This window comes from Amycolatopsis samaneae (genome assembly GCF_039541975.1).
Lineage (GTDB): Bacteria > Actinomycetota > Actinomycetes > Mycobacteriales > Pseudonocardiaceae > Amycolatopsis > Amycolatopsis samaneae.
On record NZ_BAABHG010000008.1, the window covers coordinates 235,159 to 248,335 of the forward strand.

Annotated in this window: 14 protein-coding genes; 10 read left to right on the top strand and 4 right to left on the bottom strand. The window is 71.5% G+C overall.

Going from position 1 to position 13,177, the window contains the following annotated elements; genetic code table 11:
• Positions 1 to 148: 148 nt before the first annotated feature.
• Positions 149 to 892, bottom strand: a complete 744-nt coding sequence (locus ABD987_RS22435; protein ID WP_345396861.1) for an SDR family NAD(P)-dependent oxidoreductase — start codon at positions 890 to 892, stop codon at positions 149 to 151.
• A gap of 94 nt (positions 893 to 986) precedes the next feature.
• On the opposite strand from ABD987_RS22435, the gene ABD987_RS22440 reads away from it, so the two are divergent.
• Entirely contained in the window at positions 987 to 1,592 is a 606-nt protein-coding gene (locus ABD987_RS22440; protein WP_345396864.1) for a TetR/AcrR family transcriptional regulator, read from the top strand.
• Positions 1,593 to 1,648: 56 nt separating this feature from the next.
• Here the strand turns inward: ABD987_RS22440 and ABD987_RS22445 are convergent, their stop codons facing one another.
• Positions 1,649 to 1,951 carry a WhiB family transcriptional regulator gene (locus ABD987_RS22445; protein ID WP_345396867.1) on the bottom strand — a complete coding sequence of 101 codons (303 nt, stop codon included), beginning with the start codon at positions 1,949 to 1,951 and terminating at the stop codon, positions 1,649 to 1,651.
• A gap of 209 nt (positions 1,952 to 2,160) precedes the next feature.
• Between ABD987_RS22445 and ABD987_RS22450 the strand changes: the two genes are divergently transcribed.
• From ABD987_RS22450 to ABD987_RS22470, 5 genes are all read left to right on the top strand, one after another.
• Positions 2,161 to 3,117, top strand: a complete 957-nt coding sequence (locus ABD987_RS22450; RefSeq protein WP_345396870.1) for a MerR family transcriptional regulator — start codon at positions 2,161 to 2,163, stop codon at positions 3,115 to 3,117.
• Between the two features lie 9 nt (positions 3,118 to 3,126).
• Positions 3,127 to 3,978, top strand: coding sequence for a hypothetical protein (locus tag ABD987_RS22455; protein ID WP_345396873.1), 852 nt, complete (start codon positions 3,127 to 3,129; stop codon positions 3,976 to 3,978).
• Between the two features lie 140 nt (positions 3,979 to 4,118).
• On the top strand, positions 4,119 to 4,715 hold the full coding sequence (locus ABD987_RS22460) for a response regulator transcription factor (protein ID WP_003073605.1): 597 nt from the start codon (positions 4,119 to 4,121) through the stop codon (positions 4,713 to 4,715).
• 376 nt (positions 4,716 to 5,091) lie between these two features.
• Entirely contained in the window at positions 5,092 to 5,664 is a 573-nt protein-coding gene (locus ABD987_RS22465; RefSeq protein WP_345396876.1) for a sigma-70 family RNA polymerase sigma factor, read from the top strand.
• On the top strand, positions 5,665 to 6,642 hold the full coding sequence (locus ABD987_RS22470; RefSeq protein WP_378214150.1) for an anti-sigma-D factor RsdA: 978 nt from the start codon (positions 5,665 to 5,667) through the stop codon (positions 6,640 to 6,642).
• 69 nt (positions 6,643 to 6,711) lie between these two features.
• Here ABD987_RS22470 and ABD987_RS22475 read toward each other — a convergent pair whose 3' ends face one another.
• On the bottom strand, positions 6,712 to 7,107 hold the full coding sequence (locus tag ABD987_RS22475; RefSeq protein ID WP_345397513.1) for a DUF5319 domain-containing protein: 396 nt from the start codon (positions 7,105 to 7,107) through the stop codon (positions 6,712 to 6,714).
• 144 nt (positions 7,108 to 7,251) lie between these two features.
• On the opposite strand from ABD987_RS22475, the gene guaB reads away from it, so the two are divergent.
• The 4 genes from guaB to ABD987_RS22495 all read left to right on the top strand — a co-directional run bounded on the left by guaB (position 7,252) and on the right by ABD987_RS22495 (position 12,646).
• A complete protein-coding gene (gene guaB / locus ABD987_RS22480; protein ID WP_345396879.1) occupies positions 7,252 to 8,763 on the top strand; it encodes an IMP dehydrogenase in 1,512 nt (503 codons plus the stop codon).
• 89 nt (positions 8,764 to 8,852) lie between these two features.
• Positions 8,853 to 9,332: a DUF3574 domain-containing protein gene (locus ABD987_RS22485; protein WP_345396882.1), complete on the top strand. Its 480-nt coding sequence runs from the start codon at positions 8,853 to 8,855 to the stop codon at positions 9,330 to 9,332.
• Positions 9,333 to 9,544: 212 nt separating this feature from the next.
• Positions 9,545 to 10,678 (top strand): GuaB3 family IMP dehydrogenase-related protein, encoded by a 1,134-nt coding sequence (locus tag ABD987_RS22490; RefSeq protein WP_345396885.1) that lies wholly within the window; start codon positions 9,545 to 9,547, stop codon positions 10,676 to 10,678.
• A 258-nt stretch (positions 10,679 to 10,936) separates the two neighbouring features.
• Positions 10,937 to 12,646, top strand: a complete 1,710-nt coding sequence (locus tag ABD987_RS22495) for an FAD-dependent oxidoreductase (protein WP_345396888.1) — start codon at positions 10,937 to 10,939, stop codon at positions 12,644 to 12,646.
• A 6-nt stretch (positions 12,647 to 12,652) separates the two neighbouring features.
• On the opposite strand, the gene ABD987_RS22500 is transcribed toward ABD987_RS22495, so the two are convergent.
• Complete coding sequence (locus tag ABD987_RS22500; protein WP_345396891.1) at positions 12,653 to 13,102, bottom strand: ester cyclase; 450 nt, start codon at positions 13,100 to 13,102, stop codon at positions 12,653 to 12,655.
• Between the last annotated feature and the right edge of the window lie 75 nt (positions 13,103 to 13,177).

Genomic DNA, 13,177 nt, shown 5'->3' on the forward strand with positions numbered 1-13,177 from the left:
GGCGTCGAGACCGGGTGGGCCGGTGGAACGCGAGCCGCCTGGGCGCGCCCAGATGCTTAGGCATGCTCAGCGCCGCGTTTAGCCCGCTAACTGCACTCGCGGGCCCGGGGCCGAGTGCGTTTAGCGGGCTAAACGCACTCGGCGGGGGTCAGGCGTTGAAGCCGCCGTCGATGGTGATCGTGGCGCCGGTCAGGCGCCGGCCGCCCGGCCCCGCGAGATGGGCGACGGTCGCCGCGACGTCGGCGGCGTCGCTGTAGCCGCCGAGCGCCACGTGCTCAAGCTGCCTCGCCGAGTGGGGCCCGTCGGACGGGTTCATGTCGGTGTGCGTCGGCCCCGGCTGCACGACGTTCGCGGTGATCCCGCGCGGCCCCAGATCGCGCGCCAGCCCGCGCGTCAGCCCGGTCAGCGCCGACTTGCTCGCCGAGTACAGGCTCAGCCCCGGCCAGGGCGCGCGCTCCGCGAGATTGCTCCCGATCGACACGATCCGCCCGCCCTCGCCCATGTGCCGCACTGCGGCGCCCGTGGCCACCAGCACTGCCCGGACGTGCACGGCGAGCGTGCGGTCGATCGCCTCGACGGTCAGCTCGTCGACCGGGCCGATGAGGAACACGCCCGCGTTGTTCACCAGGATGTCCAGCCGGCCCAGCTCGGCGGCCGCGCGGTCGACGGCGGCGGTCACCGCGCCGGCGTCCGCGCTGTCGGCCTTGATCGCGACGCCGCGGCGGCCGAGCCCCTCGATCTCCGCGACGGTCTTCTCCGCCCGGTCCCGGGAACGCTCGTAGGTGATCGCGACGTCGGCGCCGTCCTCGGCGAGGCGGGTCGCGATGGCCGCGCCGATGCCCCGGCCCCCGCCGGTCACCAGCGCCACCTTGCCCTTCAGCGGTGTGCTCATCCGAAATCCCTTTCTTTAGCGGTCGCTACAATAAAAGGGGAAGTAGGATCCGGGGGTCAAGGGTTTTTGTAAGAGTCACTACAGAAGGTGGTCCATGTCACCGCGAGGACGGCCCCGGGCCTTCGACCGCGAGGGCGCGCTGACCAAGGCGATGTACGTCTTCTGGGCGCGCGGCTACGAAGGCGCGTCCCTGGCGGACCTGACCGCGGCGATGGGCATCAACCCGCCGAGCCTCTACGCCGCGTTCGGCGGCAAGGAGGCGCTGTTCCGCGAGGCCGTCAAGCACTACTGCGCCGTGTACGGCGGCTTCACCGAGCGGGCGCTGCGGGAGCAGCCCACCGCGCGCGCCGCCGTCGAGGCGGTACTCCGGGACAACGCGCGCGACTACGTCGACCCGGCCCATCCCAGCGGGTGCATGGTCGTCCTCGCCGCGACCAACTGCACGCCCGCGAACCAGGGCGTCCACGATCACCTCCGCGCACTGCGCCGGGAAACCCAGGAGTCGATCACGCGGCGGCTGCGCGAGGGCGTCGAAGACGGCGAGCTGCCCGAGGACACCGACGTCGAGGCACTCGGCGGCTTCTTCACGACGGTGCTCAACGGGCTGTCCGTGCAGGCGCGGGACGGCGCGACCCTGCCCGAGCTCACCGCGTCGATCGACGTCGCGCTCGTCGCCTGGCCCGCCGGCGCCCGGGAATGACGGAGGGCGGCGTCCACAGTGGACGCCGCCCTCCGGAACGGCAGGCGGGGGAGGGCCTAGCCGTTCGACATGCTCATGGCGCGTTTGTCGGCTTTGATGATGTGTTCCCGTTCGGATTCCGAGAGCCCGCCCCAGATCCCGTACGGCTCGTGTACGGCGAGTGCGTGGCTCCGGCACATCTGGAGTACCGGGCAGGCCAGGCAGACGGCTTTGGCCCTGGCTTCACGGCGCGCTCGCGCCGGGCCACGCTCGCCGTCCGGGTGAAAGAAGGACGCGCTGTCCATCCCCCGGCATGACCCCTCCAGCTGCCAGTCCCACATGTCCGCGTTGGGACCAGGGAGCCTGCGCGTGTCTGCCATCCTGACCGCCTCCGTCATCCGGTCGATGCCTTTAGCTGCTCCGCTGTGGTGCTGCTACTCCATTCGGTGCAACGGCGGTAACGTTAGAAGCGCGCCAATACTTGTTCAAGAGATTCACCCCGATTCAGCCGTTAGGCATCCCCCGGATGTGTGAGCTGGGCTTTTGGCTCCGGTTGCCCGCTGCCGGGACGCCCGGGATATTGGGCCGCGTGGGAGCTGGGTCGGGCACCGAAGAACCCACCCTGCCGGTGGCCTCGGTCGCCCGCCGGCTCGGGGTCGCGCCGTCCACCCTGCGTACCTGGGACCGCCGCTACGGGCTCGGCCCGAGCAGGCACACCGACGGCAGGCACCGCCGGTACGGCAGCTCCGACATCGGACGGCTCGAACTCATGCAGCGCGCGCTGCTCCGCGGCGCTTCGACGGCCGAAGCCGCCCGCTACGCGCTCGAACAGATGCCCCGGTCCGGTCCGCCGGTGCTCCGGGAGGTCACCGGGACCCTGACCGGCGAGCCACCGGAGGAACGGGAACCGGACGGGCACGAGGTCCCGTCACGGCTGGCGCGCCGCCTCAGCACCGCGGCGCTCGCGATGGACGTCGGCGCCGTGCAACGGATGCTGGTCGACATCATCGCCGAACTCGGCGTCCTGCCCGCGTGGACGGGCGTGCTCGAACCCGTGCTGAGCGCGCTGGGCACGCGCTGGCGCGGGGTCAGCGCGGGCGCCGAGGTCGAGTACCTCCTCGCCGAATGCGTGTTCGCCGCGCTCATCCGCGCCACCCCGGTGCTCGACGAGCCCCGCAACACCCGTCCGGTGCTGCTCGGCTGCGTACCGGAGGAACGCGACAGCATGCCGATGTACGCGCTGGCCGCCTCACTGGCGGAACGGCGCGTCGGCGCCCAGCTGTTCGGCGTCCCGCTGCCCGCCGAGGTGCTCGCGGTCGCGGTGCGCCGCAGCGCGCCCGCCGCGGTCGTGCTCTGGGCCCATCGGCGCGCCGCCGCCGATCCCCGGCTGTTCGCCAGGGTGTCCCGCGGCCGTCAGCGCGGCAGGTTGTTCGCCTGCGGCCCCGGCTGGGACCGCGCGGCGCTGCCCGGCAAGGTCGAACTGCTGACGGACCTTTCCACCGCCGCCGATCGCATCGAGCATGTTCTTGTCGGTGCGAGGCGATAGAAAGGACGGGTGCAGGAACGCTCCCTGCGGATCGCCGCCTTCGGCGGTGACCCGCTGCCCGCCGGTCCGATCGCCGTGCCGCCGTCCGCCCCGCCGGTGGCCCGGCTGCTCGCGGCGGTCGTCCTCGGCGCGCAGGGCCGGTACGCCGCCGCCATGACGATCCTGGAAGCGCTCCGTGGCTCGGCGAGCCCGCTGGTCGCGTCGCTCGCGGCGAGCACGCTGGCCTCCCACCGGCGTCAGCTGGGCGGGCACACCCGGGCCCGCCCGCTCGACGGCGAGGCGTACGCACTGGCCGTCACGCTCCCTTCGGCCGCGCCCGATCCCGACGGGCTCGACGCCGCGGGAGCGCGGGCCGACGCGCTGCTGGGCCTCGCCGCGGACAACCTCGCGCTCGGCAGGCTCGGTGCCGCTCGCGGGCTGCTCGCCCGCGCGCGGGCCGAGGACGCGGGCTGGCGGGCCACGGTGCGTAGCGGCTGGGTCGGGGCGGAGATCGAGCTCGCCGCCGGCCGGGCCGCCGCGGCCCTCGCCCCCGCGCGCCGCGCACTGGCGGCGGCGCGTGAACGCGGTGCCCGGCGGCACGAGGTCAAGTCCGGCATCGTGCTCGGCGTGGCGCTGGTGGCCGAGGGGGATCCCGGCGAGCGGGACAATGCGCGGGACCTTCTCGAAAACGCCTTGACGGCCACCCAAGAAAGCGAATTGCATTCACTTTCTTGGGTGGTGGCCGGGGTGCTGGCGGACCTTCGGGCGGAACACGCCGAAGAGTATCGATTCAGAGCCGCCCAGGTGTTGCACGCAGTGTTACGGCGCGCAGATCCTGGCGGGAGGCGTATCGCGAGGGGGTCGCCGTGGGTTCCGACTTGACCGGGTTGAGCCTCTGGGAAACGTCGTTCCGGCATCCGGGCTAAGAAGTTTCAAAAAAAGCCACCGGATCGTGTCAAGGTTCGGGCTAAAGCGTCCGATAGGGGAAGTGGAATGTCACCCGGCTGCAGGAAGGAAACCCCGTGACGACGGTCTTGATCTGCGACGACCGACGCAGTGTCCGTGAAGGGCTCACCCGTGTGATGTCCGCGGTCCCTGGGGTCAGTCGCATCGACTGCGTAGCGCACGGTGACGAGCTGCTGGCCCGGTACTCCCGCCAGCCGGTGGACGTCGTGCTGGTCGGGACGCAACGCGCCGTCCCGACGGGTGTCGAGGCCACACGTCGGCTCGTTTCCGCGAACCCCCAGGCCAACGTCATCGTGTTCGGCGCCCCGGACGACGCGGGCAGTATCGCCGCCGCGATCGCCGGCGGTGCCCGCGGCTACCTCCGGTGGGACGCCTCCCGTCCGGAGCTGGTCGCCGCGCTGGCGCACACGCTGGCCAGCACCTCGGTACCGGCGCCGCGTCAGCCGTCCGACCCCGGTGTCCAGCTCACCGAACGCGAGCTCCAGGTGCTGCGCGGGATGAGCCAGGGCAAGAGCAACGGGCAGATCGGGCGCGAGCTGTACCTGTCCGAGGACACCGTGAAGACGCACGCCCGGCGCCTGTTCCGCAAGCTCGGCGTGCGCGACCGCGCGCAGGCCGTCGCGCACGGCTTCCGTCGCGGCCTGGTCTCCTGACCCCGGAACGAGCACCTCGTTCCTGAACGGCAGTACGGGTGACGACGGGCCAGGGCACGCCAGCCCTGGCCCGTAACTGTGTTTCCGATCACCCTGGGTGTTATCCATCCGTTAACTCGGGCACGCTTTTCCCGGCCCGGCCGAAACCGGGCCACGTACCTGTCTGGCCGCTTGCTCGTTGAACAGATGTTTTGCGCGGAACGGCCAGGTGGGGCCGGACCGCACGCCCCGGTGCCGCCACGGCGCGCCGGGGTGGACCGTGAGCGGACGACGTCGACCGGCCGAAGGTACGGTAGATGTGACCGGCGCACGGGGAGAGTAACCATGCGCCGGGTTCTTTGCACGCCTACACGTAACACTGGGACTGTTGTCTGCGATGGCCAATGTGGGGGATGGACTGGATGAGCCGGTCGCCGCTGCCGTCGAGGGTGATCCACAGGCGGTCGAGCGGTTGTTGGCGGCCATCCGTCCACTGGTCGTGCGGTATTGCCGGGCCAGGGTTGGCAGGCAGGAGCGTTCGTTCGCTTCGGCAGACGACGTCGCGCAGGAGGTGTGTCTCGCGGTGCTCACGGCGTTGCCTTCGTACCGTGACCAGGGGCGCCCGTTCCTGGCGTTCGTCTACGGTATCGCCCAGCACAAAGTCGCCGACGCGCATCGGGCCGCGGCCCGCAACCGCGCGGAACCGGTGGCTGAGGTGCCCGACGAGGTCGAGGGCGGGGTCGGTCCGGAGCAGCGCGCGCTGCAAGGTGAACTGAACGAGCGGATGTCGCAGTTGTTGCAGGTGCTGCCGGACAAACAGCGGGAGATCGTGGTGTTGCGGGTGGTCGTCGGGCTTTCCGCCGAGGAGACGGCGGACGCGGTGGGCTCGACGCCCGGCGCGGTCCGGGTCGCCCAGCACCGGGCGCTGGCGCGCCTACGCAAGGTCCTCGCCGCCGAGGAGGTGATCTGAGTGACCGGGCGTGAGCGTGAGAACAGACCGGGCGCCGAGCACGAGCAGACCGCGGGCTCGGCAGCGTGGGGCAACGGGATGACGGCCTCCGAAGCGGAGTTCGCCGCCGACCTGTCCGCCGTACAGGCCGACGATGCCCTGCTGGACGCCCTCGGCGGCTCGGACCCGGCGATCGCCGACAGCCTCGGCGACCAGGAACTCAACGCACTTCTCGTCGCCTGGCGACGGGACATCGACAGCGAGCCGCTCGCCGAGCTCGTGGACGTCGACACCGCCGTCCGCACGGTCGGCGCCGCGACACTGGCCCGCCGCCGGAAGTCCGGCCGGGGCCGGCGCAGGATGCTCGTGCCGGTCGCGGCCGCCGCCGCCGTGCTGGCCATCGCCTTCACCGGCACCGGGCTCGCCGCGCGCGACGCGCAGCCCGGGGACACGCTCTGGGGACTCACCAAGGTGCTCTACGCCGACCACGCGCGGTCGGTCGAGGCCGCCGCCGCGGCGAAGCTGGACCTGGAGAAGGCGAACCTCGCGCTCGCCGGGGGCAACCTCGCCCTCGCGCGCAAGGCGCTCGCCGACGCGCAGGCCGCGCTCAGCCAGGTCACCGACGCGGAGAACCGTGACCAGCTGATCCAGCAGCACCGTCAGCTGTCCGCCCAGCTCGACGACCCGACGGCACCCGCGCAGCCACCGGGCCAGCCGCCCGCTCAGCCGCCGTCGAACCCGTCCACGACCCCGTCGAACCAAGCGAGCGGGGCCCCGTCGACGCTGCCGGGCAGCGGGGGCAGCACCAGCCTCCCGGTGACCAGCTCGTCCTCGTCGCAGCCACCGCCGCCGGTCACGCCGACCACGACCCCGCCGCCCCCGGTCACCACGACCACCCCGGCCACCGGCAACAACCCGGGCGGCAGCGGCACACCGCGCAGCGAAACGGGCGCGGGCGGTCAGGGCCAGCAGGGGCAAGCCGTCGAATCGACGCCGTAACCGGCGCACAGCCGAAGAAAAGGGCCTTGGTGAGCGATCTCACCAAGGCCCTTTTCGGCGTCAGCAGCGTCAGTAGGCGCTTTCGTTCGCCGTCACCCCGTCCGCGAAGCCGCGGCAGTAGTCCCAGCTCACATAGTCGCCGGGGTTCGGGTCGAACGCGGGCTCGTGCGGCCGCATCCGGCCGTCGGCGAGCAGCTGCTCCAGGCTGGCCCGCAGCAGGTGCCAGTCGTGGTAGTGCGGCTCGTCGCACTCGCCGCAGTCCACCACGATGCCGCGCACCCCGCGCGGCTCGAGAAGTGCCTGGTAGACGGCCAGATCGGAGAGGTCGGCCAGCAGCTCGGTGCGCTCGTCGGGGGTGATCGGTTCGTCCAGCCTGTCGTCGCTGTCGAGGAAGGCGCGGGCCGGGTCGTCCGGATCATCCGCGAAGGGGTCTGGGGGCAACACATCGTGCGGCACGGCCTGCACGGTACCGGTCGGACCGGGGAGCACCCCACCCGCCCGGCCCCACCCGCCCGGGAGCGGTGTCCGGCCCGGATATCATGAGGGGAAGGCCCACAGCGTCGTATCGCGGCCCTGATCATCCCCCGCCAGGAAGGCCCTTCGCACGTTATGACCAGCGACAGCGTGACCGCACCCGTGCCGAGCAAGTTCGCCATGCTCGGGCTGACCTTCGACGACGTGCTGCTGCTGCCCGCCGAATCGGACGTCGTGCCGAGCGGGGTCGATACGAGTACGCGGCTGACCCGCAACATCACGCTGGGGGTCCCGCTGGTCTCCGCCGCGATGGACACCGTGACCGAGGCGCGGATGGCGATCGCGATGGCCCGTCAGGGCGGTATCGGGGTGCTGCAGCGCAACATGCCGATCGACGAGCAGGCCGCCGCGGTCGAGGTGGTCAAGCGGTCCGAGGCCGGCATGGTCACCGACCCGGTCACCTGCGCGCCCGACGCGACGCTGGCCGAGGTCGACGCGCTGTGCGCGCGGTTCCGGATCTCCGGTGTCCCGGTGACCGACGCGTCCGGGACGCTGGTCGGCATCATCACCAACCGCGACATGCGCTTCGAGGTCGACCACACCCGCCCGGCCGGCGACGTGATGACGAAGGCGCCGCTGGTCACCGCGCAGGTCGGTGTCACCGCGGACGCGGCGCTCGGGCTGCTGCGCCGTCACAAGATCGAGAAGCTGCCGATCGTCGACGGCGCGGGCAAGCTGCGCGGGCTGATCACCGTCAAGGACTTCGTCAAGACCGAGCAGTACCCGAGGGCCACCAAGGACCCGGACGGCAGGCTGGTCGTCGGCGCCGCGGTCGGTGTCGGCGTGGACGGGCACAAGCGCGCGATGGCGCTGGCCGACGCCGGGGTCGACGTGCTGATGGTGGACACCGCCCACGGCCACTCGCGTGCCGTCGTGGACGCCGTGGCGCTGCTGAAGAAGGAGCTCGGCGAGGCGGTCGACGTCGTCGGCGGGAACGTCGCGACGCGTGCGGGCGCGCAGGCGCTGGTCGACGCGGGTGTCGACGGCGTCAAGGTCGGCGTGGGGCCGGGCTCGATCTGCACCACCCGGATCGTCGCCGGGGTCGGCGTCCCGCAGATCTCCGCGATCTACGAGGCCGACCAGGCGTGCCGTCCGGCCGGGGTCCCGGTGATCGGCGACGGGGGCATCCAGTACTCGGGCGACATCGCGAAGGCGATCGCCGCGGGCGCGTCCACGGTGATGCTGGGCAGCCTGCTGGCCGGGACCGCGGAGTCGCCGGGCGACCTGATCCTGGTCAACGGCAAGCAGTTCAAGGTCTACCGCGGGATGGGCTCGCTGGGCGCGATGCAGTCGCGGGGCGAGGCGAAGTCGTACTCGAAGGATCGCTACGCGCAGGACGACGTGCTCAACGAGGACAAGCTGGTCCCCGAGGGCATCGAGGGCCGGATCCCGTTCCGCGGTCCGCTGGCCAACGTCGTGCACCAGCTCGTCGGCGGGCTGCGCGCGGGCATGGGCTACGCCGGGGCGAACACGATCCCGGAGCTGCAGGAGGCGCAGCTGGTGCGGATCACCGCGGCCGGGCTCAAGGAAAGCCACCCGCACGACATCACCATGACCGTCGAGGCGCCGAACTACACGACCCGGTAGACAGCCCGTTCAGCCGTTCCTTCCACCGGTCGGCACCCGGAAGACTCCCGGGTGTCGACCGGTTTCGGTTTTCCAGGAGGGACGGACGGATGTCGGTTTCACGGCGGGTGGTTTCGCGGCGGACGGTGGCGGCGGTGGCCGCGGCGGCGGTGCTGGGAGTCGGCGGGGGCCTCGCGGCGTCCTCGGCGACGGCGGCGCCCTCCGGCGGTTCGGCCGCTTCGGACGCTTCGGCGGCGCCCGGTGACGTGTGGAAGCGCACCGAGCTGTACTTCGGCACCGGCAAGCCCGACGGCACCGAGGTGACGGACACCGAGTTCGGGATCTTCTCGGACAAGGAGCTCACCCGCGCCTTCCCGAACGGCTTCACCGAGCTGCCCGGCAAGGGGCAGTGGAAGGGCGCGAACGGGCAGATCGTGCACGAGCGCTCGCACGTGATCGTCATCGTGTACTCGTTCGCCGACGCCGCGAAGGCCAACACCGAGATCGAGCAGATCCGCGCGGACTACAAGAAGGAGTTCCGGCAGGAGGCCGTCATGCGCGCCGACTCCGTCCAAAAGGTCTCCTTCTGACCCCCTGACCCCGTCACACCCCGGAGCGCGTTTAGCGGGCTAAACGCGCTCCTTAGCATGCCTAAGCGCCGCGTTTAGCCCGCTAACTGCACTTCGGGGCGGGTGGGCGCGGAGAGGTGGGGCGGGTTGGGGTGCCCCGTGCGCAGGTCACCCACGCGGCCTAGCGACAATGGAGCGGCAGACTGGGGTGTGACCACGAGAAGGGACTTACCGTGCGGGATCTGGTCGAGATCGGCATGGGCCGCACCGCGCGGCGGGCGTATGGCCTCGACGACGTGGAGATCGTGCCCTCGCGGCGCACCCGGTCGTCTTCGGTGGTGTCCACCGCGTGGCAGATCGACGCGTACCGGTTCGACCTGCCGCTGATCACCCACCCGACCGACGCGATCGTCTCGCCGGGCACCGCGGTGGCCGTCGGCGAGCTCGGTGGTCTCGGCGTGCTCAACGCCGAGGGGCTCTGGGCGCGGCACGCCAACGTCGAGGACGCGATGTTCCGGCTCGTGCGCGCCGCCGAGGACACCGAGGACCCGACCGCCGTCGTGCGGGTGCTGCAGGAACTGCACGCGGCACCGATCCGGCTCGACCTGCTGACCGAGGCGATCAGGACCGTCCGCGAGTCCGGGGTCACGGTCGCCGCGCGGGTGAGCCCGCAGCACGCCGCCGAGCTGACGCCCGATCTCCTCGCGGCCGGCGTCGAGATCCTGGTCGTGCAGGGCACGATCATCTCCGCCGAGCACGTCCAGCGCGACGCCGAGCCGCTGGACCTCAAGGACTTCATCGGGCGTCTCGACGTCCCGGTGATCGCGGGCGGGGTCAGCGACTACCGCACCGCGATGCACCTCATGCGGACCGGCGCGGCGGGCGTCATCGTCGGCCACGGCGCCACCCCGGGCGTGACCAGCACCGACCGGGTGCTGGGCATCGGTGTCCCGATGGCGACCGCGATCATCGACGCCGCCGCCGCGCGCCGCGACTACCTCGACGAGACCGGCGGCCGCTACGTGCACGTACTCGCCGACGGCGGGATCGGCACCTCGGGCGACATCGCGAAGGCGGTTGCGTGCGGGGCCGACGCCGTCATGCTCGGCGCGCCGCTGGCCGCCTCGTCCGACGCGCCCGGCCAGGGCCTGTACTGGACGGCAGCCGCCGCGCACCCGTCGCTGCCGCGCTCCCGCGTCGCCGCCGGGCCGGACTACGCCGTCGACCTCAAGACGCTGCTGTTCGGCCCCTCGTCCGACGCCGAGGGCGTCGTGAACCTCTTCGGCGCGCTGCGCCGGGCGATGGCGAAGACCGGCTACTCCGACCTGAAGGAGTTCCAGCGCGTCGGCCTCACCGTCCGCGCCTGATCCGTCCCGCTCGACGCGTTCAGCCCGCTCAACGTCCTCTCCGCCTCCGGCGCGAGTGCGTTTAGCGGGCTAAACGCATTTGGGGCCGGAGGCGGGGTGGCGGTGTCTCGCGGTGCGCACCTGCCCCGGTGATGTGTCACAGGAGCCCCATGCGCCCCAGCAGAGTGCAGTTAGCGGGCTAAACGCGCTTCGGCGCCGAGGTAACCGGCGGGTAACTTACCTCTGGTCAGGTGGCGTGGGCGGGGTTACGCTCAAGGTGTGACTGCCAGTAACACCACCACCGGGCAAGAGCTGGACTACGACGTCGTCGTGGTCGGATCCGGATTCGGCGGCAGCGTCGCCGCGCTCCGGCTCACCGAGAAGGGCTACCGCGTCGCCGTCGTCGAGGCGGGCCGCCGCTTCGCCGACGACGAGTTCGCGAAGACGTCCTGGGATCTCAAGCGCTACCTGTGGGCGCCGCAGGTCGGCTGCTTCGGCATCCAGCGCGTCCACATGCTCTCCGACGTCATGGTGCTCGCGGGCGCCGGCGTCGGCGGTGGCTCGCTGGTCTACGCCAACACGCTCTACCGGCCGCTCAAGCCGTTCTACGCCGACCGGCAGTGGGCGCACATCACCGACTGGGAGGCCGAACTCGCCCCCCACTACGACCAGGCCAGCCGCATGCTCGGGGTCGTCACCAACCCGACCATCACCCCGGCCGACGTCGTCATGCGTGACGTCGCGAAGGACATGGGCGTGGCCGACAGCTTCCACCCGACCCCGGTCGGGGTGTACTTCGGCAAGCCGGGCGAACAGGTGAAGGACCCGTACTTCGGCGGCGCCGGGCCCGACCGCGTCGGCTGCACCGAATGCGGCTCGTGCATGACCGGCTGCCGCGTCGGCGCGAAGAACACGCTGGTCAAGAACTACCTCTACCTCGCCGAGCAGGACGGCGCCAAGGTCATCCCGCTCACCACCGTGACCGCGATCAGCCCGCTAAACGCAGGTCAGGGCTATGAGGTGAGCCTGCGGAAGACCGGGACGACCTCGCGCAGGTTCCGGCACACCATCACCGCGGGCCAGGTGGTGCTCGCAGCGGGGACCTGGGGCACGCAGAACCTGCTGCACCGGATGAAGGACACCGGCACGCTGCCGAAGCTGTCCCGCAGGCTCGGCGAGCTGACCCGCACCAACTCCGAGGCCATCATCGGCGCCGGGCGCACCAGGGTCGACCCGGAGCGGGACTTCAGCCGCGGCGTCGCGATCACCTCGTCCATTCACCCGGACGAGGACACCCACATCGAGCCGGTCCGCTACGGCAAGGGCAGCAACGCGATGAGCCTGCTGCAGACCATCGCCACCAACGGCTCCCTGCCGGTCCCGCGCTGGCGCCAGGCCCTCAAGTTCGTCCTCCGGCACCCGATCCAGACGGCACAGTTGCTCAACGGGTACCGCTGGAGCGAGCGCACGGTGATCCTGCTGGTGATGCAGAGCCTCGACAACTCCATCACCACCTACACCAAACGCGGGCTGTTCGGGCGCCGCCGGTACACCTCGAAGCAGGGGCACGGCGAGCCCAACCCGAGCTTCATCCCCGCCGGGTACGAGGCCAACCAGCGGACCGCGGCGCACATCGGCGGCATCGCGGGCGGGACGGTGGGCGAGATCTTCGACATCCCGCTCACCGCGCACTTCATCGGCGGCGTCCCGATCGGCGCCACCGCCGAGGAGGGTGTCATCGACCCGTACCACCGGGTGTACGGCTACCCCGGACTGTCCGTTGTGGACGGCGCGGCCATCACGGCGAACCTCGGGGTCAACCCGTCGCTCACCATCACCGCGCAGGCCGAGCGCGCGTTCTCGTTCTGGCCGAACAAGGGCGAGGCGGACGCGCGGCCGGGACAGGAAGCGGGCTACGTCCGGTTGGCGCCGATCGCGCCGAAGAACCCGGCCGTCCCCGCGAACGCGCCCGCCGCGCTGCGCCGTTAGCCCGGATCACGACGCCTGGCGAGGCGCCGCGAGCTCGTCGTCGTCGCCGATGATGCCGAGCTGGCGCAGCATGCCGAAACGGTCGGTCTGCGCGTCGATCTCGGCGATCCTGCCGTCGCGCACGCGGACCACGACGAAGCCGCGCCAGGTCGCGTGCCTGCCGGTCGCCTCGCCGCGCCGGTAGTACCCGGTGTTGGTGGCCGAGAGCGAGATGGTCGCCGCCACCCGGTCGCCCTCGGCGAGCATCGTCTCGGCTTCGACACGGAGATCCGGGAACGCGGTGAGCATCCGCGCCCAGCCCGTCCGGAAGTTCTCGATCCCGCCGCTGGGCGCGTCGACGACGATGGGCCCGCTCTCGACGACGTCGTCCGCGACCACCTCGTCGATCGTGGTCAGGTCGTGGGCGTTGAGGTGATCCAGGAATCGCCGGAGGACGGCCTTGCCCGGTGTGCTCATGTCTCCTCGTTTCTTACGCTGTAAGAGTAGCTGTCCGGCTAGTCTGCTCTTACGGTGTAAGAAACGTCAAGGGGG